The sequence below is a fragment of the Evtepia sp. genome (assembly GCF_034090835.1).
Classification (GTDB): Bacteria; Bacillota; Clostridia; order Oscillospirales; family Oscillospiraceae; genus Evtepia.
On sequence record NZ_JAXDRS010000045.1, the window covers coordinates 47,262 to 69,866 of the forward strand.

A 22,605-nucleotide genomic window follows, 5' to 3' on the forward strand; every position below is an offset into this window, starting at 1 on the left:
CAAACACCCCGCAGCGACCCTTCGGGTCTGCTGCGGGGTGTTTCCATTGGAGGAGAAAACAACAACGTTAGAAGGTGGCGGAGAAGTCGCCTGCCTGGACCGAGGCCACCTGCTCCACCGCCGGGGGCAGGGAGAAGAAGACCAGGATATGCTGCTGGCTGTCGGCCCGGGCGGACTGCCAGGCTTCGATGGCCTTCCCTTCCTTATCCTTCAGGGTGATGGCCGTGAGCAGGGGGGTGAGGTCACTGGGTTCCTGGAAGGTCAGGTTCATGGCGAAGGGAGAGAGCACCACATCGCCCACCTGTTTGCCGCTTTTGTCCAGGAGGGGGGCTTCCCGGAAGGTCCCCTGGTTTTCTGCCGTCCAGGTGAGGGTGTGGAAGAGGCCAGACCCGGCGGGTGCTTCTACCACCAGAGAGAGGACGGTGCCCTTCTCCAGCTGGGGCTCCTGGCAGGTAAAGGTGGCAGTGCAGGAGATGGTGGTCTCGTCGGTCTGGGCAGCCTGGAGCACGGTGGAGATCCCGGCAGGGGCCTGGACGGTGGTGGGGTCTTTGACTTCGCCCAAAACCAGCAGGGCAGTCAGGGAGGTGGGGTCGATGGCGCCTGCCTGGTCTGCGGGATAGGTCAGAGTAAAGGCCACGTGGAGGGTGCGGGCATCCCCGATGGCCTGGAGGAGCTGGCAGGTGATGCCGCCGGCTTCGGTCTTCTGGTCCAGGGTCTGGGTAGCCGAGGCAAGGTCTTCCGGGGGGAGGTTGCTCAGATCCAGATAGGCCTGGAAAGGCTCGGCCGGGGTAGGCGTTTTGATTTCATCGGGCTGAACGGCCTGTTCCTTGGTGATCTCCTGGGTGGGTTCTTCCTCCTTTTGTCCGCAGGCCGCCAGGGGCAGGGCAAGCAGAAGGCAGAGCAAAGGAAGCAGCCACCGTTTCCGGCGGAAGGAAAAGAACTGAGACATAGAACGATGCTCCTTTTTACTGTTTACAGAGATTGTGTCAGCCTTCGGGATAGATCCCGGGCAGCTGATCCGGAGTGGCGATGCCCTGTTCCAGGGCGTTGGCCCGAATATAGCGGTACATTTCCGCATTGGTAGCATAGAAGTAGGGGGAGACGTAGAAGATGTCCAGAATCCCCAAGGTGAGAATACTCAGCAGGAACCAGCCGATGAAGGAAAGATGGGTTACAAAGATGTCCATTTTGAAGCCTCGGGTCATCTCCAAACTCAGGCGGAAAACGTCTTTCTGGTCCATGTCCGGGTTTTCTGCCATGATGAAGGGCACGGCGAAGTAGCCGTAAGACCGGACGATGCCCGGGATGATGAAGAGGAGACTCCAGAGCACAGTATAGAGGGAACGCAGGAACTGCACCAGCACTACGTTGCCGTAGTTCCGGGTGAAACCGAAGCCCACCCGGGAGAAGGGGACAGGAGCCGACTGGTTTTCCAGGAGGAAGCGGCAGGTGCCCACCTCATAGGGGCTGAGCACCAGCAGGTTCAGCAGCAGGCGGAAGGCCCCCGCAAAGGTGAAGGCGGTCAGCAGGGTAAAGAGGAGGCCCTTTGGCTCGGAGACAAGAAAGATGGGCTCCTCGGTGACAAGGAAAGCGGGGTCTGTGACGATGGTGCTGTAGCTTCCGTACTGGGATACCTGCACATAAAGGTTGTAGATCTTGGGGTAGAAATCGGTATAGGCGGCGAGGGCGGGGATCAGCAGGACCAGCACAAAGGGCCAATAGTTCCTCCGGAAAATGGTGCGGGCGTTTGCTTTAAAAGTGAAAGAATCAAACATAAAGATCACGTCCTTCCCGTGAAAAATTATAAAATTTGTATAATTATTGTACCGTATTTGCAAGAAAAGTCAATAGGAAAGCGTGGTACCATGGTTTGTATGAAAAAAGGGAAGCGGAAGGGATGGATTCTGTCAGCTTTGCCGCTTGCAATTTTCGGGGCTTTGGACTATGATGCAGTTCTCCGGGATGTGTTCCCGGCGGAAGGAAACCAAGCGCGGACAGCCGGAAAGGAGGCGCGGCATGACACGAAAAGAATGGGAAGCTCTGGTGGAGTACACCCTGAACATAGGGCGGCAGATGATCGAGTGCGGAGCCGAGGCCTGGCGGGCGGAAAACACCATGGCGCGTATCCTGCGGGCCTATGGCCTGGAAGTGTTGGATGCCCACAGCATTGCCACCCAGGCGGTGGTGACGGTGAGGATGCCGGACGGGTACCACTACACCAGCACCTGCATGATCCTGCCCGAGAAAACAGGAACCAACCTTGGGCGGCTGGAGCTGCTGAATGCCGCCGCCCGGCATATCTGCGAAGACCCTCCCCCGGTGGAGGAACTGCCTGTCTGCCTGGATGCCTCCGGCCTTCGCTGGTCCTGGTCAGAGGCGGTGGGATATATCCTGGGGGCCGGCGCCTTTGCGGTCTTTTTTGGCGGCAATCTTCTGGACGGCCTGGCCGCCGCCTTCCTTGGCGGACTCATCTATCTGATGGGGCAGGTGCGGCGGTTCCACCAGCAGAATCGGATCATCTATACCCTGGTTGCCTGCTTCCTGTCCGGGGTCCTGGCCCGGCTGTGCGCCGGGATCGGGTTTGGGACCCACCTGGACATGGTGATGATCGGTGACATCATGCTCTTCATTCCCGGGCTGGCCCTGGTGAACGGGGTGCGTGAGTTCTTCTATTCGGATATTCTGACAGGGATCTACCGCACCATTGAGGCGGTGCTGGGCGCGGGAGCCATTGCGGTGGGCTACGCTGTGTCGCTGATGATCGGAGGTGGCGTGCTGTGAGAGAAGCGGTCTTACAGATCCTGTGCGCAGGGCTGGGCGCTCTGGGCTTCGGCCTGGTGTTCCACGTGCAGAAGAAACATCTGTTTTTGGCTACCCTGGGAGGGACCCTGTCCTGGCTGTGGTATCTGCTGGTGTTTTACGCCACCCAGAGCGTCCTTCTGGGTGCGCTGGTGGCGTCGCTGGGGATCTGCCTCTGGTCAGAGACCATGGCCCGGGTTCGGAAGGCCCCGGCCAACGTGTTTCTCATCCCGGGGATCGTGCCGCTGCTCCCCGGCGGTGCGCTGTACTACACCATGAGCGGGATCGTGAACGGAGATATGGCCCAGGTCATCCTCAAAGGCAAGGAGACCGCCCTCATGGCAGTGGGCATTGTGGGGGGGATCGTGATCGCCTCCGAGATCGTCCGCCTGATCATGGGCATCTGGGAGCGCCGGAAAAAGGCCGGGGAGAAGCCCCGGGCCTGAAACAACATATGCCCTGGCCCCGCAGAGGAGAGAACGGTCCCTCTGCGGGGCTTTTTTCAGGGAAAGAAAAACTGGCCTGTGAGAAAAATAGGTTTTTGGCTATGGCAAACAGGTCAATTTAGATTATAATATAAGTATCAAAAGAAATCGAGGTGTTACGTATGTTGGAGCAAATCAGAAAGGAAGCAAAGGCTGCCGCAGAGGAGATCTGTCAGACGGCGAAACTGAAGAAAGGGCAGATCCTTGTGGTAGGATGCTCCACCAGCGAAGTAGCCGGGCATAAGGTAGGCAGCCATTCCAGTCCTGAGATCGGCAAGGCCATCTACGAAGGGCTGGAAGAGGTGCTGGCGCCCAAGGGCATCTATCTGGCGGCGCAGTGCTGCGAGCACCTGAACCGGGCCATTATCATAGAGCGGGAAGCGGTCCCCTTTGCGGAGATCTGCAACGTAGTCCCCCAGCCCAAGGCGGGCAGTTCCTTTGCCACCGCAGCTTACCATGGGTTTAAAGACCCTGTGGCCGTGGAGTTTATCAAGGCGGACGCCGGGCTGGACATTGGCGGCACCCTCATCGGGATGCACATGAAGCACGTTGCGGTGCCGGTCCGTCTGGAGCAGAACCACATTGGTGAAGCCCTTGTGCTGGCTGCCCGGGTGCGGCCCAAGTACATCGGCGGCGAGCGGGCCATCTATGACGAGACCTTAAAGTAATGCAAGCGAACGATCCCCCGTGGGGAGGAAGACAGTTCCTCCCTGCGGGGGATTTTTTATGGGGAAAAGAAAACCCCTCCTGCGGCAGTACCGCAGGAGGGGAACGTAAGTAAGGGAATTACTTGAAGAGGCCCTTGGACAGGACGATCTTCTGCACTTCGCTGGTGCCTTCGTAGATCTGGGTGATCTTGGCGTCGCGCATGAGGCGCTCCACGTGATACTCCTTCATGAAGCCATTGCCGCCCAGCATCTGGACTGCGTCGGTGGCCACGTGCATTGCGGTCTCAGCAGCGATGAGCTTGGCCTTGGCGGCGGAAGCGGAGAAGGGCTTGTGGCTGTCCTTGTCGCAGGCTGCCTTATAGACCATGTACTTGGCCATTTCGATCTCGTTGGCCAGGTCGACCATACGGAAGGCCAGGTGCTGGTTCTTGTAAAGGGGCTTCTTGAACTGCTCGCGGACCATGAGGTACTTGCGGGCGATCTCAAAGGCGCCTTCTGCGATACCCAGAGCCTGGGCGGCGATGCCGATCCGGCCGCCGTCGAGGGTCTTCAGTGCGGCGGCGAAGCCCATGCCGGGAGGAGTGACCATGTTGTCAACGGGAACATGCACGTCCTGGAAGTGGAGCTCGCTGACCATGGCGCTGCGGATGCCCATGGTGTTGTGCCGGGCGCCGATGGTGAAGCCCGGGGTGTCTTTTTCCACCACGAAGGTGGCCATGCTCTTGGGGCCGGCCTCGTGGTCGGTGAGGGCGTAGACGCAGAAGTAATCAGAGAGGGGGCCGTTGGTGATGAAGCACTTGCTGCCGTTGATGATGAACTCATCACCCTTGCGCTCTGCGAAGGTCTTCAGGTTGCTGACGTCGGAGCCGGCGTTGGGCTCGGTGAGGCCGAAGGAACCCAGGTGACCGTCGCGGATGACGGGGGGCATGAAGCGCTTGAGCTGCTCGTCGGTGGCGTTGGAGAAGTAGAGGCTGCCGCCGTAGAGAGAGGTGGCAACGGAGAAGGAAACGGACAGGGAAGGATCGACCTTGGAGATCTCTTCAATGGCGATGGCATATTCCATGTAGCCCAGGCCCTGGCCGCCGTATTCCTTGGCGTAGGGCAAACCGATGAAGCCCATCTCAGACAGTTCCTTGTAGAGGTTCAAGTCGTAGACGCGGGACTCATCACGCTCCAGGATGCCGGGGGCGACTTTTTTCTCGGTAAATTCCCGTGCCAATTTCTGAATGGAAAGTTGCTGTTCGGTAAGTTCAAAATTCATATCCATTGTCTCCTTTTTCACATTGGTGAGCACCAACTGGCCTGCTTGACTGAAAGCGCCGTCATGGATGACAAAAGCGTGACAACCGTTTCCGGCCAAGGACAAATTGTACAGGTACACTTTACCACAGGCTATGAAAAAAAGCAACGATAGAAGGGAGAAATTTGTATAAAAGCGACATTTTCATTTTACATAAGGGGTGAAAAAAGCAACGGCAGCGATTTCCCATGTCGCTGCCGTTGCTTTTTTTTTAAAAAAAGAGAGAAAAGAGAGAGAAAAGAGAGTGTGTAAGTTGAGTCAGAAGTGATTTTGTTCTCTGCTGCTTACAGGTGATATCCTACAGGAGAATTGTGACCAAAGTATAGGAATGATATGGATAAATTGTGAATTTGATTTCGGAATTGTAAACAATGGCGGTGAACACGGAAAACACCCGCCGGGCGGGAGAGCCAGGCGGGCGCGCAGGGTCAGAAAAGGGCTGCTGCTTCGGGGGTGCCAGGGTCCAGGGACGCCAGGCTGGAGATGGAGATCTCAAATGCGGTGCGCTCCTGGGTGTCCTCCCCGATGGTTTTGAGGTAGGTGCGGCTCTGGAGCCTTCCGTCTACCCGGAGCGGGGTGCCAGTCTCCATCCGCCCGCACCGGAGGACCAGGGCCCCCCAGGCGATGCAGGGGAGATAGTCAGCCCGCCGGTAGCGGCGGTTGACCGCCAGGAGCAGGTCGCAGATATCCCGCCCCAAAGGGGTGCGGCGGAGAATGGGGGGCTTGCAGAGGGCGCCCCGCAGAAAGACCTGGTTGCAGGGTTCTCCCAGACCGGGGGAGAGCCGGCGGGCCAGCACGGTGATCACCAGCCGGTTTCCCACGCCGCTGCGGTTGTTGAAGGAGCGGACCTCTCCGACAACCTCTACAAAGTCCCCTTTCTGAGGGAGGAAGGATTCCTCGGGGGTGAGGGGAGAGAGGATGTTCAGCAGGTCCTCCCGTCCGGACAGGCGGGGGACTGCCAGAGGGAAACGGTAAAAGTCGATGTTGTGTACCCGATGGGAAAAGAGCGCTTCTCCGGCGACGGTTCCCCGCAGAACCACCCGGTTTTCCTTTTGTTCCATAGTCAGACCGCCTCCATGGTTTGATTCACTGTCTGAACCATATGCGCACAGGGGAAGGACTATGCCTGAGGGTTATCCCAGAGCCACGTCCAGGACCATCATGATGGAGAAGCCCACCAGGGTAAAGAGGGCCATAAAGTCCTTGTTTTCGTTGGTCTGGCTCTCGGGGATGAGCTCCTCGACCACCACATAGATCATAGCGCCTGCGGCGAAGGCCAGCAGGAAGGGCAGGCAGGTGCGGACTTTCAGCACCAGCAGGGCGCCCAGCACAGCGGCCAGGGGTTCCACCACGCCGCTGACCTGGCCGAAGAAGAAGGCTTTCTTTCGGGAAAACCCTTCCCGCCGCAGGGGGACGCTGACCGCCATGCCCTCCGGGAGGTTTTGCAGGCCGATGCCCAGGGCCAGCATCCAGGCGCTGGCGGCGGTGCTGCCCTCCAGACCATAGGCCAGGGAGCCGAAGGCCACGCCGATGGCCATGCCCTCGGGGATGTTGTGGAGGGTGATGGAAAAGACCAGCATGGCGCAGCGTTTGAGCCGGTGCTTGGGCTGGCCGGGCGCCTGGGGGAGCAGATGACGGGTAAAGAGACGGTCGCCGAAGAAGAGGAGCACGCCGCCCCCCAGAAACCCGGCCAGGGCAGTGAGCCAGGGGTTCAGGGAGAGGGCTTCCGCCATCTCAATGGCGGGGGAGAGCAGGGACCAGAAGGAAGCGGCGATCATGACGCCGCCTGCCATGCCCAGCATGGCGTCCATCAGGTTTCGGTTGGGGGCGCGGAGGAAAAAGACCACGCAGGCGCCCAGGGCTGTGATGGCCCAGGTAAACAGCGTGGCTGTCAGCGCCTGGGCGGGGTAGGCCAGCTGTGAGATGTAGGCAAGCATAGGGGACCTCCTTGGGATAGATTGGGTCCGGACGCAGGACCGGAACCGGTTCATCCTATGAGGAGGGAGGGAGAATGGTGCCTTTCCCTGTCGGAAGGGGGGAAAGAAAAGGATTGACGTGCGTGACCTTTTTGGATAATATTAACCTTATAGCTTTTTTACCTGAGAGAAGAGAGGGATTTTGTGAAGCAACGAACCATCGCCAAGGTGGCCCGGGCTGCCTTTCCGTACACCTTGCCTATCTTGGCCTGTTTCCTGTTCATTGGGGCGGCCTTCGGCATCTATATGAAAACCCTGGGATTTTCTCCCCTTTACCCGATTTTCATGAGTGTGTTCATCTTTGCCGGGTCCATGCAGTTTGTGGCGGCGGGTCTGCTGGTGCAGCCCTTTGCCCCAGTGAGCACCCTCATTGCCACCCTCATCGTCAACGCCCGTCACGTGTTTTACGGCATGTCCATGCTGGAGAACTACGGCACCCTGGGCAAGAAAAAGGTGCCGGTGATCTTCTGGATGTGTGACGAGACCTTTTCCATCAACTGCGGCGCAGAGATCCCGCCGGGGGTGGACCGGGGATGGTTCTACTTTTTCGTCTCCCTGTTTGACTATTCTTATTGGATCATCGGTACCACTCTGGGTGCTGTGGGCGGGGAGCTGCTGCCCTTTGACACCACGGGCATTGACTTTGTGGTGACTGCCCTCTTCCTGGTGATCTTCATGAGCCAGTGGGAGAAGGAGAAGAGCCACGTCAGCGGGGTCAGCGGCCTGGTGATCTCGGCGGTGTGCCTGGCGCTCTTTGGCCCGGATGGATTCATTCTCCCGGCCATGGTGGGGATCTTGCTCTTCCTTACCATCCTGCGCCGGCCCATGGAAAGGAGGCTGGAGGTATGACCATGACGCAGCCGCAAATGATCGTAACCCTGCTGCTGGTGATGGCGGCCACGGTGCTGACCCGGTTTATTTCCTTCTGGCTCTTCCCGGCGGGAAAACCCACTCCGGCCTTTGTGCTCTACCTGGGAAAGGTCCTTCCGGCAGCGGCCATGGGAATGCTGGTCATCTACTGCTACAAGAGCGTGGACTTCACCCAGGGCAGCCATGGGCTGCCCGAGCTGCTGGCGGGTGCCCTGGTGGTGGTACTGCAAAAGTGGAAGAAGAACATGTTTCTCTCGATTGTAGCGGGGACGGCCTGCTACATGGTGCTCATCCGCCTGGTGTTTGCATAACAGAACGTAAAAACCCGGCCCTTCGGAACACACCGAAGGGCCGGGTTTTCTGCTTGTCGTTTTTTAATAGGAGGGAGATCAATACTCCACGAAGCCCTCGTAAACCATGACGGCGTCGCCGGTGAGGATCACTTCGTTGTCGGTGTAGTTGACGGTGAGGTCGCCGCCCACCAGCTTGACGGTGATATCCCGACCCTTTTCCACATAACCGTTCTCGGTAGCAGCGATAACGGCGGCGCAGGCGCCGGTGCCGCAGGCCACGGTCTCGCCGTTGCCCCGTTCATAGACCCGCATCCGCAGGGTCTCTTCGTTCACGATGCGGACGAACTCGGTGTTGATCCGCTCGGGGAAGTAGGGGGCGTACTCAAACTTGGGGCCGATGGTCTCCAGGTCCAGAGAAGAGGGATCGTCGCAGAAGACCACGCAGTGGGGGTTGCCGATGCTGGCGCAGGTGATGTTGTAGGTGCCGTCGGCGATCTCCACGGGGCGGTTGATGATGCTGTTGCCCGGGAGAGTGGAGGGCAGGCTCTCGGTGAGCAGGTCTGCCTTGCCCATACCCACGCTGATGGTGTTGGCTTTGCCGTTGCGGATGTAGAGCAGCAGGCTCTTGATGCCGCCGGCGGTCTCAATGGTCATGTACTCCTTCTTGACAATGTCCTTGTCGTAGAGGTACTTACCCACGCAGCGGATGCTGTTGCCGGCCATCTTACCCTCGGTGCCGTCCCGGTTGAAGATGCGCATCTTGGCGTCGGCCACGTCGGAGTCCTCGATGAGGACGATACCGTAGCCGCCGATGCCGTAGTGGCGGTCGCAGAGGCTGATGCACAGGGAGCCGGGGCTGGCGATCTTGCCGTCCCGATTGTCGAAGAAGATGTAGTCGTTGCCGCAGCCCTGCATCTTGGCGAAGGGCAGCAGCTGCCGTTCCTTGCGCATGTTGTTCAGGTTCACCAGCTCGGTGTTGTCCATGTGGAACCGGCTGGCCATCATGTTGGCCATGGCGTTGGCGGTGTCCAGAGAGGTGATGCAGGCGATGGAGTGGCGAATGGCGTCCCGGTGGAGCTCGATATACTCCTGGATGGTGTCGTCGTACAGAGCGCCGGTGTAGATGATAAGACCGATCTTGCCGTCTTCCATGAGCTGATACGCCTGGGAGCCGGGCACGATGTGCTCGATTTCGTTGACGTGGATCCCCAGGCTGCGGATGGCCTGGGCGGTATCCCTGGTGGCGTAGAGGGGCATTTTCAGGTCGTCCAGCTTCTTGGCCAGACCCACCACCTCGGGCAGCTCATGGTTCTCGACGCTGAGCAGCACGCCCTTGCCGGCGTAGTGGCGGTAGCCTGCGGCGGCGAAGCCCTTGAACATGGCCTCGCTGAAGGTGCGGCCCAGACCCAGCACTTCGCCGGTGGACTTCATCTCGGGGCCCAGCAGGGAGTTGGCGTCGCTGATCTTCTCGAAGGAGAAGACAGGGACCTTTACAGCGTAGTAAGGAGGCGTCTTCCACAGACCGGAGGGATAGCCCAGTTCTTTCAGGGTTGCGCCCATCATGATCCGGGTGGCCAGGTCCACCATGGGAACGCCGGTGACCTTGCTCAGGTAGGGAACGGTCCGGGAAGCTCTGGGGTTCACCTCGATGACGAAAAGCTCACCACGGTAGATGAGGTACTGGATGTTCACGAGGCCCTTGGTGCCCAGGGCCAGGGCCAGCTTTTTGGAACACTCCACCACCACGTCGGTCATCTTATCGGTGAGGCTGTAGGGAGGATACACAGCGATGGAGTCACCGCTGTGGACACCGGCCCGCTCGATGTGCTCCATGATGCCGGGCATCAGCACGTCAGTGCCGTCGGAGATGACGTCCACTTCCAGCTCGGTGCCGGGCATATACTTGTCCACCAGCACGTCGTTCTTGATGCCGCCGGAGAGGATGACGTTCATATACTTCTCCACGTCCTTCCGGTCGTGGGCGATGACCATGTTCTGGCCGCCGATGACATAGGAGGGACGGAGCAGGACGGGATAGCCCAGGGATTCAGAGGCTTCCAGGGCCTCTTCCAGGGTGGTAATGCTCATGCCCTTGGGCCGGCGGATGTTCAGATTTTCCAGAAGAGCGTCGAACCGGCCGCGGTCCTCGGCGGTGTCGATGCCGTCAGCAGAGGTACCCAGAATGGGGATACCGTGGCTGTCCAGGAACTCGGTGAGGGAGATGGCGGTCTGGCCACCGAAGGCAACCACCACGCCCACGGGCTTCTCCACTTCGATGACGCTCATCACGTCCTCGGGGGAGAGGGGCTCGAAGTAGAGCCGGTCGGCGGTATCGTAGTCGGTGGAGACGGTCTCGGGGTTGTTATTGATGATAACCACGTCATAACCCAGCTTTTTCAGGGTCTGGACGCAGTGGACAGAGCTGTAGTCAAACTCGATGCCCTGACCAATCCGGATGGGACCGGAGCCCAGGACGATGACGGTGTCCCGGCCCTTCCGGGGGAAGGTGCGGGCGTCGCAGAGGTCGTCGTAGGTGGCGTAGAAGTAGGGAGTTCGGGCCTGGAACTCGGCTGCGCAGGTGTCCACCATCTTGTAGCTGGGGAACCGGTGGGGCAGGGAGGCCACGGGAGTGCCGGAGAGCCGGGCCAGGGTCTGGTCGGGATAGCCCAGCTTTTTGCTCTGGAGGTAGGTCTCGGGGGTGATGCCGTTTTTCAGGGTCTCCTCGAAGCGGACCAGGTTCATGAGCTTGCAGATGAACCACTTGTCGATCTTGGTGATGTCGTGGATGTGGTCCACGGACACACCCTTGGTCAGGGCCTCGAAGATGGTGAACAGACGCAGGTCGTCCATGGAGGCCAGACGCTCGTCCAGGGATTTGCCGGAGTGGTCGGTGTAGTGGAGGCTGTCCAGCTTGATCTCTGCGCCGCGGACGGCCTTCATGAGAGCGGCCTCGAAGGTGTGGCCAATGGACATGACCTCGCCGGTGGCCTTCATCTGGGAGCCCAGCTTCCGGCTGGCGCCGTGGAACTTATCAAAGGGCCACTTGGGGAACTTCACCACCACGTAGTCCAGGGCGGGCTCGAAGCAGGCGAAGGTCTCGCCGGTGACGTCGTTGCGGATCTCGTCCAGGGTGTAGCCCAGGGCGATCTTGGCGGTCACCTTGGCGATGGGATAACCGGAAGCCTTGGAAGCCAGAGCGGAAGACCGGGAGACACGGGGATTCACCTCGATAACGGCGTACTCAAAGCTGTCGGGGTTCAGGGCGAACTGGCAGTTGCAGCCGCCTTCGATGCCCAGCTCTTCGATGATCTTCAGAGCGGCGGAGCGGAGCATCTGATACTCCTTGTCGCCCAGGGTGAGAGCAGGGGCCACCACGATGGAGTCGCCGGTGTGGATGCCTACGGGGTCGAAGTTCTCCATGGAGCAGATGGTGATGGCGGTACCCTTGTGGTCCCGCATGACTTCGAACTCGATCTCTTTCCAGCCGAAGATATATTTTTCAATGAGGACCTGGGTGATGGGGGAGTAGTCCAGGCCCACGGCACCCACTTCCCGGAGCTCTTCCTCGGAGTAGGCCACGCCGCCGCCGCCGCCGCCCAGGGTGAAGGCGGGCCGGACGATGACCGGGTAGCCGATGCGGTTGGCGATGGCCACGGCGGTCTCGATGTCGTTGGCAGTATCAGAGGGAATGGTGGGCTCGCCGATGCGGGCCATGGCGTCCTTAAAGAGCTGACGGTCCTCGGCCTTGTCGATGGCGTCGGCGTTGGTGCCGATGAGGCGGACGTTATGGGACTTGAGGAAGCCCTCGTGGGCCAGCTCCATGGCGATGGTCAGACCGGTCTGTCCGCCCAGACCGGCCAGGAGGCTGTCGGGCTTGGTCTCTTCGATGATGCGCTTGACGGTCTGTGTGGTCAGGGGCTCCAGATAGACCGCGTCGGCCATGGCGTTATCGGTCATAATGGTGGCGGGGTTGGAGTTCACCAGAACGGTCTCGATCCCCTCCTGCTGGAGGATGCGGCAGGCCTGGGTACCGGCGTAGTCAAACTCGGCGGCCTGGCCGATCACGATGGGGCCGGAGCCAATCACCAGAACTTTTTTAATGGAAGTATCTTTCGGCATTACAATCCCTCCTTCATCATGTCGGTAAAGCGGTCAAAGGCGGTGAGGCAGTCCAGGGGGCCGCCGTGGGCCTCGGGGTGGAACTGCAGGGAGAAGGCGCGGTATTCGGGATAATCCACCCCTTCGCAGGTGCCGTCGTTGACGTTTACGAAGCGGAGAACGCCCTTGGTTCCGGCCAGGGAGTCTGCGTCTACGGCGTAGCCGTGGTTCTGGCTGGTGATGGAGACCTCGCCGGTCTCCAGATCCTTCACCGGCTGGTTGGCGCCCCGGTGGCCGAACTTCAGCTTTTTGGTGGTGGCGCCTGCGGCCAGGGCCATCATCTGGTGACCCAGGCAGATGCCGAACATGGGGAGCTTACCGAACAGGGCCTGGATCTGCTGGATGCAGAAGGGGTTATCGGCGGGGTCGCCGGGGCCGTTGGAGAGCATGATGCCGTGGTGGCCGCCGCTGAGGATGGTTTCGGCGGGGGTGTTATAGGGGTAGACGGTGACCTGGCAGCCGCGGGCCAGGAGGCTGTTGGCGATGCTCTGTTTGGCGCCGTAGTCCAGAAGAGCCACGGAATACGGAGCGTCTCCCTCCGGCTTGAGGACCTGGACCTTGGTGTCGCTGGTGTTTTCCACAGACTGGGTGACCCGATAGGCCTTGAGGGCGTCCATGTCGGGCTTGTCCTCCCGGGTGGTGATGACTGCGTTCATGACGCCGTTGTCCCGGAGCATCTGGGTCAGCATACGGGTATCCACGCCGGCGATGCCCACCACATTCTGGGCTTTGAGAAAGGCGTCCACGGATTCGTCACAGCGGAAGTTGGAGGGGTCCTCGCAGAACTCTCGAACCACCACGCCTTTCATCTGACACTGGGGGCTTTCCATGTCTTCATGGCAGATGCCATAGTTGCCGAACTGGGGAAAGGTATAAATGACCAGCTGGCCATAGTAGCTGGGGTCGGTGAGGCTCTCCACGCACCCGGTCATACCGGTGGTGAAGACCAGCTCACCCATGACGGTACCGTCGGCGCCAAAGTGCTGGCCCTCCAGAACCTGGCCATTTTCCAAATAGAGATATGCTTTTTTCATCGTGTTCCTCCATCCATCTACACAGGAAATTACAGGAATCGAACGGTTGCTCTCTTCGTGCTGCTTTCTCTGAAAAACATAATTTTCTAACACTTGAGTATACCCTAAAGTTTTCTCCCCGTCAATTGGTAAGACGCACTGCGGGCAGAAAACAACGGCGGGTAATTTTCCGTCTATTTTGTAAAATATCACGAAAAAAGTGAATATTAATTTAAATATACGAATAAAAATTCATCCAACCGCGAAAAACCGGGGGAAACCAAAGTGGTTTCTCCCGGTTTTGCAGCGGAGTTAGTTAATAGAGGACCATGTACTTGGACAGCTCCCAGCTGGAGACGCGGGTGCGGTACTCCGCCCATTCCTTTTCCTTGCCGGACACATACTGGGGATAGATGTGGGGGCCGAGGACGGACTGGATGAGGGGATCGGCAGCCAGGTCCATGAGGGCGTGCTCCAGGGAATCGGGGAGGTCCTCGATGCCGTTGGCAGCCCGGGCGGCCGCGTCCATGTCAAAGATGTTTTCGGTGATCTCTTCCGGGGGCATGAGCTCGCGCTCGATGCCGTCCAGACCGGCAGCCAGGCACACGGCCAGGGCCAGGTAGGGGTTGCAGGAGGGGTCGGGGTTGCGCAGCTCCACGCGGGTGCTGTTGCCCCGGGCGGCGGGGATACGGATGAGGGCGCTGCGGTTGGAGGCAGACCAGGCCAGATAGCAGGGGGCCTCGTAGCCGGGCACCAGACGCTTGTAGGAGTTCACCAGGGGGTTGGTGATGGCGGTCATGCCCTTCACGTGGGCCAGCAGGCCGGCGATGAAGTGATAGGCCTCCTTGGAGAGCTGCCGCTCGCCGTTCTCGTCAAAAAAGACGTTTTTGCCGTCTTTGAAGAGGGACATGTTGATGTGCATCCCGGAGCCTGCGGTGCCATAGATGGGCTTGGGCATAAAGGTGGCGTGGAGCCCGTGGGCATAGGCGATCTTTTTCACGGTCTGCTTGAAGGTGATGATGTTGTCGGCGGCCCGCATGGCTTCGGCGTATTTAAAGTCGATCTCGTGCTGGCCGGCGGCGCACTCGTGGTGAGAGGCCTCGATCTCGAAGCCCAGGTTCTCCAGGGCCAGGCAGATCTCCCGGCGGGTGTAGTCCCCGTGGTCGATGGGGCCCAGGTCGAAGTAGCCGGCCTCGTCGTTGGTTTTGGTGGTGGGCTTGCCGTCCTTGTCGATCTCAAAGAGGAAGAACTCGCACTCGGGGCCCACGTTAAAGGTGTAACCCATCTCGGCGGCCCGGGCCAGGACGCGCTTCAGGGCGTTTCTGGGGTCGCCGATGAAGGGGGTGCCGTCGGGGTTGCAGACGTCGCAGATGAGGCGGGCGACTTTGCCCTGCTGCTCATACCAGGAGAGAATGGTGAACGTGTCCAGATCGGGATACAGGTACTGATCGGACTCATGGATACGGGTAAAGCCCTCGATGGAGCTGCCGTCGATGGAGATTTGATTGTTCACAGCCTTGCTGATCTGAGAGGCGGTGATGGCGACGTTTTTGGCCTGTCCGAAGATATCGGTAAACTGCATGCGGATAAAGTCGATGCCTTCTTCCTCTACCATACGGATGACGTCTTCTTTGGTGTATTTGCCCATAAAACCATTCTCCTTTCTGAAACGAAAAAAGGACAAGGAAGCTTCGGATTCCGAAGCGCTCGTCCGCTCTCTGAGATTATAATATTGCAGGGGAATCGTGTCAAGAAAAAAGTGAGAGGAGCAGGGGGTTCGGGGGCCTGCGGCGGAAAATAAGGAAAGAAAGCGGGTGGAACCCATTGCAAATTCTTCTGATTTATGGGACAATAGAGCGGAATAAGCAAGCCTCCGGGCGGGAGCCAGGGGTTCCCCGCCCCCCATCATACATTAAAATAATGCGAAATACTTGTACAGAAAGGGAACGATAACTATGACCAAGCTGGAACAGATCTACGAAGGAAAAGCCAAGAAAGTTTTCCGGACTGACGATCCCGAGAAGTTCATTGTAGAGTATAAGGACGACGCCACCGCCTTCAACGGCCAGAAGAAGGGCACCATCCTGGGCAAGGGCGGCATCAACAACCGTATGACCAACATGCTCATGCAGATGCTGGAGAAGAAGGGTGTGCCCACCCACTTCGTGGAAGAGCTGAGCGACCGGGAGACCGTGGTGAGAAAGGTCTCCATCGTCCCCCTGGAGGTCATCATCCGCAACATCTCCGCCGGCAGCTTTGCCAAGCGGTACGGCGTGGAAGAGGGCATCGTCTTTGACGAACCCACCATCGAGTTCTCCTACAAGAACGACGACCTGGGCGACCCCCTCATGAACTCCAACCACGCCCGTGCCCTGAAGCTGGCCACCAAGGAAGAGATCAACACCATCATCGACATGGCCTTCAAGGTCAACGCTGCCCTGAAGGAGTTCTTCCTCACCGTGGGCATCAAGCTGGTGGACTTCAAGCTGGAGTTCGGCCGCACCACCGACGGCACCATCATCCTGGCTGACGAGATCTCTCCCGACACCTGCCGCCTGTGGGACAAGGAGACCAACGAGAAGCTGGACAAGGACCGTTTCCGCCGGGACCTGGGCAACGTGGAAGGGGCTTATCAGGAGGTCATGCGCCGCCTGATGGGCGAGAAGGCCTGAGAAGACCGTCTGAAGCGGGGCCAGGGCCACGCCTGACCCGACGCACGGAAAAAGGAGGAAACGCTGATGTGTGGGATTGTCGGTTTTACCGGCAGCCAGAGCGCAGCCCCCATTTTGCTGGACGGGCTGAAAAAGCTGGAATACAGAGGATATGACTCTGCCGGAGTGGCAGTGCTGGGCGACGATGGGATCAACATGATGAAGACCATCGGCATGATCAAAAACCTGGAGGAGAAGACCCAGGGGGGGACGCTCCTGCCCGGAACATGCGGGATCGGACACACCCGCTGGGCCACCCACGGGGAGCCTACGGATGTGAACGCCCATCCTCACATGAGCAACAATGGTCGCTTTGCCATTGTGCACAACGGAATCATTGAGAACTACGCGGTCCTGCGGGAAGAGCTGAAAGCGAAAGGCTTTGCCTTTAAGAGTGAGACGGACACGGAAGTGATCGTCCACCTGCTGGACCTGTACTACGAAGGCGACCTGAAAAAGGCCGTCATGAAGACGGTGGCCCGCCTGGAAGGGGCCTATGCCCTGGGCATCCTCTGCCAGGAGGAGAGAGGACGGCTCATTGCCGCCCGGCAGGCTGCCCCCCTTATCCTGGGGGTGGGGGTCGGCGAGAACTACTTCGCCTCCGACGTGACCGCCCTGGTGGCCTACACCAAGAACGTCATCTATCTGGAGGACGGGGAGATCGCCGATATGACCCCCGACCAGATCACCGTCTATGATACCCTGGGCAAGGAGGTCCCCAGAGAGGTGACCCGGATCGCCTGGGATATCGCCGCTGCGGAGAAGGGCGGCTACGGCCACTTCATGCTCAAGGAGATCATGGAGCAGCCCAACGCCCTGAAGTCCACCATTGAACCCCGGATCAAGGACGGGGAAGTGGTGCTGGACGACTTCTCCCTCACCGACGAGGACCTGAAAAAGATCAACAAGGTGATGATCACCGCCTGCGGCTCTGCCTTCTACGCCGGCAGCGTGGGCAAGTACGTCATCGAGCAGCTCTGCCGCATCCCGGTGGAGGCCGATCTGGCCTCGGAGCTGCGCTACCGCAACCCCCTGGTGGATGAGCACACCCTGCTGGTGGTGGTGTCCCAGTCCGGCGAGACAGCAGACACCATCGCAGCCATGAAGGAGTGCAAGGCCCGGGGCGCCCGGGTGCTGGCCATTGTAAACGTGGTGGGCAGCACCATCGCCAAGCTGGCCGACGACGTGGTGTACACCTGGGCGGGGCCGGAGATCGCCGTGGCCACCACCAAGGGCTACACCACCCAGGTGGCGGTGATGGATATGCTGGCTGTGTACCTGGCCCGCCGGCTGGGAAAGCTGGACGATGAGCAGAACAAGCAGCTGGTGGACGCCATTCTGGAGTTCCCCAGCCTGGTGCAGCGTGCTATTGACCTGAACCCCAACGTGCAGGCCCTGGCAGAGAAGTATCACAGCCACAACAACCTGTTCTTCATCGGCCGGAACCTGGACTACGCCGCCTGCATGGAGGGCTCTTTGAAGCTCAAGGAGATCTCCTACCTCCACTCGGAGGCCTACGCCGCCGGGGAACTGAAGCACGGGACCATCGCCCTCATCGAGCGGGGCCGTCCGGTGATCGCCCTGGCCTGCTACGAGCGGCTGTTTGACAAGATGATGAGCAACATCAAGGAAGTGAAGGCCCGGGGCGCCCAGGTGCTGGCCGTGGTGCTGGAGGGCAACCGCCAGATCTTTGCCGAGGCGGATGACGTGCTGTTCATTCCCCGGACAGAGTCTCTGTTCAACTCTCTGCCGGAGATCATTCCCCTGCAGCTGTTCGCCTACTATGTGGCCAAGGCCAACGGCTGCGACATTGACAAGCCCAAGAACCTGGCCAAGTCTGTGACCGTGGAATAAGGGCGGTCTTGGGGGAGGGAACCACTTCCCACCCGGGAAAGGAGTCAGAAACCATGCGCAACTACGCGGAAGAAACCGAGAAACGAATCAAATTTATTCAGAAGGCCGTGGAGGACGCCCACGCCGACGGCATTATTTTCGGCAACAGCGGCGGAAAGGATTCCGCCCTGGTAGGCATTCTCTGCAAGATGGCCTGTGACAATACGGAGGGCATTATCCTGCCCTGCAGCTCCAAGCGGAACTTCACCATTGACAAGGACGACGGAATGGAAGTGGCAGACCAGTTCCATATCAAGACCCGTCTGGTGGACCTGACAGCCCAGAAGGAGCTGGCAGTGCAGAACCTCTCCGGGATCACCACCCTGAACGACGCGGCCATTGGCAACATTGCGCCCCGTCTGCGGATGATCACCCTCTACGCCGTGGCAGCCAGCGAGAACCGTCTGGTGGCCGGAACCGGCAACGCCAGCGAGATCCACATGGGTTACTTCACCAAGTGGGGAGACGGGGCCTATGACCTGAACCCCATCGCTGACCTGACCGCCACCGAGGTCTTTGAGTTCCTGCGCTACCTGAAAGCGCCGGAGGCAGTCATCACCAAGGCGCCCTCCGCCGGGCTCTTCGAGGGCCAGACCGACGAGGAGGACATGGGCGTGACCTATAAGGCCATTGACGAGTACATTACCACCGGCAAGGCCAACGAGCACGATAAGGCCATTGTGGACCGGTACCATGCCCGCAGCGAGCACAAGCGGCGGGACCCTCTCCGTTACCACGACTGAATCTCTAAAAACCGGATTGCCGCCCCACTGGGAAACCCAGTGGGGCGGCTTTTTTGGAGAAAAGGGACGGAGAGAAATCGGGAGGGAACCGGTTCCTGCGATTGACAAGGGGGAGGGAATTGAGTAAAATAAAAAAGTGCAAGCAAGCTGGACAGCCGCGTGGCCAGGCCGAAAGGCCGTCCATGAGGAAAGTCCGGGCTCCATAGGGCAAGGATAACGGGTAACGCCCGCCGAAGGCGACTTCAGGACAAGTGCAACAGAGAGATACCGCCTGGTTTATCCAGGTAAGGGTGGAAAGGTGAGGTAAGAGCTCACCCGCCGGCTCGGAAGTGTCCGGTGATGTAAACTCTATCCGGAGCAACACCGTGGAGGGGAATGGGACCGGCCCGGTCTCCCCGGGGAGGTGGCTGGAGCGTACCGGCAACGGTGCGCCTAGATAGATGGCTGTCGAACACAGAACCCGGCTTACAGGCTTACTTGCCGCATCACGATTTGGAGAGGCCCACCGAGCTTTTGTTATGGCGAAAGGTCTGGTGGGCTTTTTCAAGATATGGGAGCGGACAGCGGTGCTGTCCAGGCTCCCTCCTTCCAGGGAATGTAGATGAAGGAGGAATTCTATGGGCATTCCGGTGATTACCATCTCAAGAGAATATGGATCTGGCGGGCGCGCCATCGGCGAGCGGCTGGCCAAGGAACTGGGCGTTCCCTTCTATGATAAGGAGCTCATCCTCATGGCGGCCAAAGAGAGCGGACTGTCTGCCGAGTACATCAAAAAGACCGAGCAGATGAAGTCCACCAGCTTTCTCTACGGCCTGTATATGGGCGCCCAGCAGCTGCCCATGAACGACCAGATCTTCCTGGTCCAGAGCAAGATCATCCGCCAGGTGGCGGAGGAAGGCCCCTGCGTCATCGTGGGCCGGTGCGCCGACTATGTGCTCCGGGAGCGGAAGGACCTGCTCAACGTGTTCATCCATGCACCGGTGGAGTTCCGGGCCAAGCGGGCCCACCAGGTCTATGAGAAGCAGGCCAACAACATGGAGGATTTCGTCCGGAAAAAGGATAAGAAGCGCGCCTCCTTCTACAACTATTTCTCTCAGAACAAGTGGGGGGACGCCCGCCATTACCACCTGGCCATCAGCAGCGTCTACGGCGTGGACTTTGCGGTGAATGTACTGAAACACGCAGCGCTCTCCTTTCCCGAGGGGGTCGAATAAATGAGACCCACGCCGGCCCGGGAAAACAAGATGGGCACCATGCCCATCGGCCGCCTGCTGCTGACCATGTCCGGGCCTATGATGCTGTCGATGCTCATCCAGGCCCTGTACAACACGGTGGACAGCATGTTCGTCGCCCGCATCAGCGAGGCGGCTTTGACCGCAGTGTCTCTGGCGTATCCGGTCCAGTTTTTGATGATTGCCGTTGCGACGGGAACCGGCGTGGGTGTCAACTCCTTTCTCTCTCGAAATCTGGGGGAGAAACACTTTGCCATGGCAAACCGCACAGCGGGCAACGCTCTTTTTCTGGGCGGGGCCAGCTATGCGGTTTTTGCATTGCTGGGCTTTTTCGGGACCCGCCTGTACTTTCAGGTACAGGTGGATGACCCGGAGATCCTGGCCCTGGGGACCGACTACCTGTTCTGGGTGACGGTCCTCTCCCTGGGGTGCTTTGGCCAGATATTCCTGGAGCGGCTGCTGCAATCCACAGGGAAGACCTTTTACAGTATGCTGGTGCAGATGATCGGAGCGGTGCTGAACATGGTCCTGGACCCCATCCTGATCTTCGGCCTGCTGGGCGCCCCGGCCATGGGGGTGAAAGGGGCGGCGGTGGCTACTGTCATCAGCCAGATGATCGGGATGCTGTTCGGCATCTATTTTCACTGGAAGAAAAACCGGGAGCTCACCATTACCCTGCGAGATGTGCGCCCTGACGCCGCCGTGATCCGTCAGATCTATAAGGTAGGTGTCCCCTCTATCCTGCTGCAGATGGCGGCCTCTGTGCTGGTGTTTGGGCTCAATCAGATCCTGGTGGGCTTTTCCCAGACAGCGGCGGCGGTATACGGCGTCTACTATAAGCTCCAGGGCTTTGCGTTCATGCCGGTGTTCGGGATGAACAATGGCATGGTGCCCATTCTGGCCTATAATTACGGGGCCAGGCAGGCCAGACGGATCACCGGGACCATTCGGCTGGCAATTTTCTGCGCGGTAGGCATTATGTGCGCAGCTCTGCTGGTTTTCCAGACCTTACCGGTTCAATTGCTCACCTTATTTGAAGCCTCGCCGGAGATGCTGGACATGGGGGTCCCTGCGCTGCGCATTCTCAGCCTCTGCTTTGTGCTGGGGGGCTTTACGGTCGTGGTCTCCTCGGTGTACCAGGCGCTGGGGCGGGGAACGGTGAGCATGATGCTCTCGGTCTCCCGGCAGCTGCTGCTGGTGCTGCCCCTGGCCTGGCTGTTTTCCCTCAGCGGAGATCTGAACCTGGTCTGGTGGGCGTTTCCTGTGGCGGAAGTGGTCACGGGCGTGCTGGCCGGGGCGGCTCTGCGCCGGGCGGTGAAGAGGATCATCCTGCCCCTGGAGAGCCGGGAAGAGCGGAAAGAGAATGCAGTAGAATAATTAAGTACAAACGGGAAGAATTTAGTTAATTGGTCCGATTTATTTTGTTGAATTTAGGCAGTATCATGAGTATGTAAGTTAGTGAACCTGTGACCATTTAAAAGGTTGTCCGCCGGGTTGAAAACCCCCTTTTCGGCCGCCCTTTTCGGTTGCAGACCAACTGTTATTTTGAGAACAATTGTCCAAGCCCTCTTTTGGGTCTGGGCAGTGTTTTAGCTTGTCTGAGGGGTGTCTCCGCAGGCAGGTGAATATCTGTCAGTAAAACTGATATTATTTATTGGAGGTAGATTATCATGCGGTTACTGAACGAAGAACAGAAGCATTGGGTAGAAGTTATTGGCGAGTTTGCTAAGAAGGAAATCGAGCCCATCATGCTGGATTGGGACAAGGTTGTTGATCCTTCCAAGGCTATCCCCTTCGAAGCTTATGATAAGGCTTTCAAGCTGGGCCTGAACACCTTCGAGATCCCCAAGGAATTCGGCGGCAACAAGGTTCCTCTGGAAGTTGCTGAGGTTATGTACGAAGAGATGGGTTACTATGACGGCAACTTCGCTTCCGTCATGCAGACCACCAACCTGGCTCTGAAGCCCATTCTGATCGGCGGCACCCCCGAGCAGGTTCAGTACTTCGCCAAGCACATCATCGAGGGCAAGGGCTACGCTGCTTTCGCTCTGACCGAGCCCCAGTCCGGTTCCGATGCTTCCAACGTTAAGACCACTGCTGTCAAGGAAGGCGACGAGTGGGTCATCAACGGCGAGAAGTGCTTCATCACCAACGGCGGTGAGGCTGACATCGTCTGCGTGTTCGCTATGACCGATCCTTCCCAGGGCACCAAGGGCATCTCCGCATTCATGGTTCCCACCAGCATCCCCGGTTTCTCCGTCACCAAGTATGAGGACAAGTGCGGCTTCCGTACCATCTCCACCTGCTCCCTGAAGTTCGACAACGTTCGCGTTCCCGCCTTCAACCTGGTTGGTGGTGAGGCAGGCCTGGGCAAGGGCTTCGGCTTCGCTATGAAGACCCTGGACAAGTCCCGTGCTTGCGTCGGCGCTCTGGCTGTCGGTATCGCTCGCCGCGCTCTGGACGA

Annotated in this window: 19 protein-coding genes and 1 other RNA gene; 12 read left to right on the forward strand and 8 right to left on the reverse strand. The window is 59.1% G+C overall.

Features of this window, described 5'->3' with window-relative positions; translation table 11 throughout:
- Positions 1–67: 67 nt before the first annotated feature.
- Positions 68–949, reverse strand: coding sequence for a hypothetical protein (locus tag SOR61_RS08240; RefSeq protein ID WP_320612185.1), 882 nt, complete (start codon positions 947–949; stop codon positions 68–70).
- 37 nt (positions 950–986) lie between these two features.
- Positions 987–1,775, reverse strand: coding sequence for a DUF975 family protein (locus tag SOR61_RS08245; RefSeq protein ID WP_320612186.1), 789 nt, complete (start codon positions 1,773–1,775; stop codon positions 987–989).
- 241 nt (positions 1,776–2,016) lie between these two features.
- Here SOR61_RS08245 and SOR61_RS08250 point away from each other — a divergent pair, with 241 nt between their 5' ends.
- The 3 genes from SOR61_RS08250 (at position 2,017) to SOR61_RS08260 (ending at position 3,952) form a co-directional block, all read left to right on the forward strand.
- Positions 2,017–2,781, forward strand: a complete 765-nt coding sequence (locus SOR61_RS08250) for a threonine/serine exporter family protein (protein WP_320612187.1) — start codon at positions 2,017–2,019, stop codon at positions 2,779–2,781.
- Positions 2,778–3,245, forward strand: coding sequence for a threonine/serine exporter family protein (locus SOR61_RS08255; RefSeq protein WP_320612188.1), 468 nt, complete (start codon positions 2,778–2,780; stop codon positions 3,243–3,245). Before SOR61_RS08250 ends, SOR61_RS08255 begins: the two co-directional genes overlap by 4 nt.
- A gap of 161 nt (positions 3,246–3,406) precedes the next feature.
- Positions 3,407–3,952: a TIGR01440 family protein gene (locus SOR61_RS08260; RefSeq protein ID WP_320612189.1), complete on the forward strand. Its 546-nt coding sequence runs from the start codon at positions 3,407–3,409 to the stop codon at positions 3,950–3,952.
- 118 nt (positions 3,953–4,070) lie between these two features.
- Here SOR61_RS08260 and SOR61_RS08265 read toward each other — a convergent pair whose 3' ends face one another.
- The 3 genes from SOR61_RS08265 to SOR61_RS08275 all read right to left on the reverse strand — a co-directional run bounded on the left by SOR61_RS08265 (position 4,071) and on the right by SOR61_RS08275 (position 7,189).
- A complete protein-coding gene (locus tag SOR61_RS08265) occupies positions 4,071–5,213 on the reverse strand; it encodes an acyl-CoA dehydrogenase family protein (protein ID WP_320612190.1) in 1,143 nt (380 codons plus the stop codon).
- A gap of 467 nt (positions 5,214–5,680) precedes the next feature.
- Positions 5,681–6,313, reverse strand: a complete 633-nt coding sequence (locus SOR61_RS08270; RefSeq protein ID WP_320612191.1) for a single-stranded DNA-binding protein — start codon at positions 6,311–6,313, stop codon at positions 5,681–5,683.
- 72 nt (positions 6,314–6,385) lie between these two features.
- Positions 6,386–7,189: a ZIP family metal transporter gene (locus tag SOR61_RS08275; RefSeq protein ID WP_320612192.1), complete on the reverse strand. Its 804-nt coding sequence runs from the start codon at positions 7,187–7,189 to the stop codon at positions 6,386–6,388.
- A gap of 183 nt (positions 7,190–7,372) precedes the next feature.
- On the opposite strand from SOR61_RS08275, the gene SOR61_RS08280 reads away from it, so the two are divergent.
- Both SOR61_RS08280 and SOR61_RS08285 read left to right on the forward strand, forming a co-directional pair.
- Positions 7,373–8,077, forward strand: coding sequence for an AzlC family ABC transporter permease (locus SOR61_RS08280; RefSeq protein ID WP_320612193.1), 705 nt, complete (start codon positions 7,373–7,375; stop codon positions 8,075–8,077).
- Positions 8,074–8,409: a branched-chain amino acid transporter permease gene (locus tag SOR61_RS08285; RefSeq protein ID WP_320612194.1), complete on the forward strand. Its 336-nt coding sequence runs from the start codon at positions 8,074–8,076 to the stop codon at positions 8,407–8,409. The genes SOR61_RS08280 and SOR61_RS08285 overlap by 4 nt, the downstream gene beginning before the upstream one ends.
- A 78-nt stretch (positions 8,410–8,487) precedes the next feature.
- On the opposite strand, the gene carB is transcribed toward SOR61_RS08285, so the two are convergent.
- The 3 genes from carB to glnA all read right to left on the reverse strand — a co-directional run bounded on the left by carB (position 8,488) and on the right by glnA (position 15,210).
- Positions 8,488–12,510 (reverse strand): carbamoyl-phosphate synthase large subunit, encoded by a 4,023-nt coding sequence (gene carB / locus SOR61_RS08290; protein ID WP_320612195.1) that lies wholly within the window; start codon positions 12,508–12,510, stop codon positions 8,488–8,490.
- The gene (locus SOR61_RS08295) at positions 12,510–13,583 is read right to left on the reverse strand and encodes a carbamoyl phosphate synthase small subunit (RefSeq protein ID WP_320612196.1); all 1,074 of its coding nucleotides are present in this window, start codon (positions 13,581–13,583) and stop codon (positions 12,510–12,512) included. Before SOR61_RS08295 ends, carB begins: the two co-directional genes overlap by 1 nt.
- Before the next feature lie 295 nt (positions 13,584–13,878).
- Positions 13,879–15,210 carry a type I glutamate--ammonia ligase gene (gene glnA / locus SOR61_RS08300; RefSeq protein ID WP_320612197.1) on the reverse strand — a complete coding sequence of 444 codons (1,332 nt, stop codon included), beginning with the start codon at positions 15,208–15,210 and terminating at the stop codon, positions 13,879–13,881.
- Between the two features lie 307 nt (positions 15,211–15,517).
- Here glnA and purC point away from each other — a divergent pair, with 307 nt between their 5' ends.
- From purC to SOR61_RS08335, 7 genes are all read left to right on the forward strand, one after another.
- Positions 15,518–16,234, forward strand: a complete 717-nt coding sequence (purC, locus tag SOR61_RS08305) for a phosphoribosylaminoimidazolesuccinocarboxamide synthase (protein WP_320612198.1) — start codon at positions 15,518–15,520, stop codon at positions 16,232–16,234.
- 66 nt (positions 16,235–16,300) lie between these two features.
- Positions 16,301–18,127, forward strand: a complete 1,827-nt coding sequence (gene glmS / locus SOR61_RS08310; RefSeq protein WP_320612199.1) for a glutamine--fructose-6-phosphate transaminase (isomerizing) — start codon at positions 16,301–16,303, stop codon at positions 18,125–18,127.
- 53 nt (positions 18,128–18,180) lie between these two features.
- Complete coding sequence (nadE, locus tag SOR61_RS08315; protein WP_320612200.1) at positions 18,181–18,909, forward strand: NAD(+) synthase; 729 nt, start codon at positions 18,181–18,183, stop codon at positions 18,907–18,909.
- Positions 18,910–19,048: 139 nt separating this feature from the next.
- Positions 19,049–19,393, forward strand: an RNA gene (gene rnpB, locus SOR61_RS08320) — RNase P RNA component class A.
- Between the two features lie 133 nt (positions 19,394–19,526).
- Entirely contained in the window at positions 19,527–20,123 is a 597-nt protein-coding gene (locus tag SOR61_RS08325; RefSeq protein ID WP_320612201.1) for a cytidylate kinase-like family protein, read from the forward strand.
- Complete coding sequence (locus tag SOR61_RS08330; RefSeq protein WP_320612202.1) at positions 20,124–21,518, forward strand: MATE family efflux transporter; 1,395 nt, start codon at positions 20,124–20,126, stop codon at positions 21,516–21,518.
- Positions 21,519–21,811: 293 nt separating this feature from the next.
- Positions 21,812–22,605 (forward strand): acyl-CoA dehydrogenase family protein (locus tag SOR61_RS08335; protein ID WP_320612203.1); only part of this gene is annotated, 794 nt, incomplete at its 3' end.

Bases quoted from the DNA above. Each gene is read 5' to 3' on its own strand.
- SOR61_RS08265 (WP_320612190.1), bottom strand. From the start codon at position 5,213: ATGAATTTTGAACTTACCGAACAGCAACTTTCCATTCAGAAATTGGCA.
- SOR61_RS08245 (WP_320612186.1), bottom strand. From the start codon at position 1,775: ATGTTTGATTCTTTCACTTTTAAAGCAAACGCCCGCACCATTTTCCGG.
- carB (WP_320612195.1), bottom strand. From the start codon at position 12,510: ATGCCGAAAGATACTTCCATTAAAAAAGTTCTGGTGATTGGCTCCGGC.
- SOR61_RS08240 (WP_320612185.1), bottom strand. From the start codon at position 949: ATGTCTCAGTTCTTTTCCTTCCGCCGGAAACGGTGGCTGCTTCCTTTG.
- nadE (WP_320612200.1), top strand. From the start codon at position 18,181: ATGCGCAACTACGCGGAAGAAACCGAGAAACGAATCAAATTTATTCAG.
- SOR61_RS08330 (WP_320612202.1), top strand. From the start codon at position 20,124: ATGAGACCCACGCCGGCCCGGGAAAACAAGATGGGCACCATGCCCATC.
- SOR61_RS08270 (WP_320612191.1), bottom strand. From the start codon at position 6,313: ATGGAACAAAAGGAAAACCGGGTGGTTCTGCGGGGAACCGTCGCCGGA.
- SOR61_RS08250 (WP_320612187.1), top strand. From the start codon at position 2,017: ATGACACGAAAAGAATGGGAAGCTCTGGTGGAGTACACCCTGAACATA.
- glnA (WP_320612197.1), bottom strand. From the start codon at position 15,210: ATGGGCAAATACACCAAAGAAGACGTCATCCGTATGGTAGAGGAAGAA.
- SOR61_RS08295 (WP_320612196.1), bottom strand. From the start codon at position 13,583: ATGAAAAAAGCATATCTCTATTTGGAAAATGGCCAGGTTCTGGAGGGC.
- glmS (WP_320612199.1), top strand. From the start codon at position 16,301: ATGTGTGGGATTGTCGGTTTTACCGGCAGCCAGAGCGCAGCCCCCATT.
- purC (WP_320612198.1), top strand. From the start codon at position 15,518: ATGACCAAGCTGGAACAGATCTACGAAGGAAAAGCCAAGAAAGTTTTC.
- SOR61_RS08285 (WP_320612194.1), top strand. From the start codon at position 8,074: ATGACCATGACGCAGCCGCAAATGATCGTAACCCTGCTGCTGGTGATG.
- SOR61_RS08275 (WP_320612192.1), bottom strand. From the start codon at position 7,189: ATGCTTGCCTACATCTCACAGCTGGCCTACCCCGCCCAGGCGCTGACA.
- SOR61_RS08325 (WP_320612201.1), top strand. From the start codon at position 19,527: ATGGGCATTCCGGTGATTACCATCTCAAGAGAATATGGATCTGGCGGG.
- SOR61_RS08260 (WP_320612189.1), top strand. From the start codon at position 3,407: ATGTTGGAGCAAATCAGAAAGGAAGCAAAGGCTGCCGCAGAGGAGATC.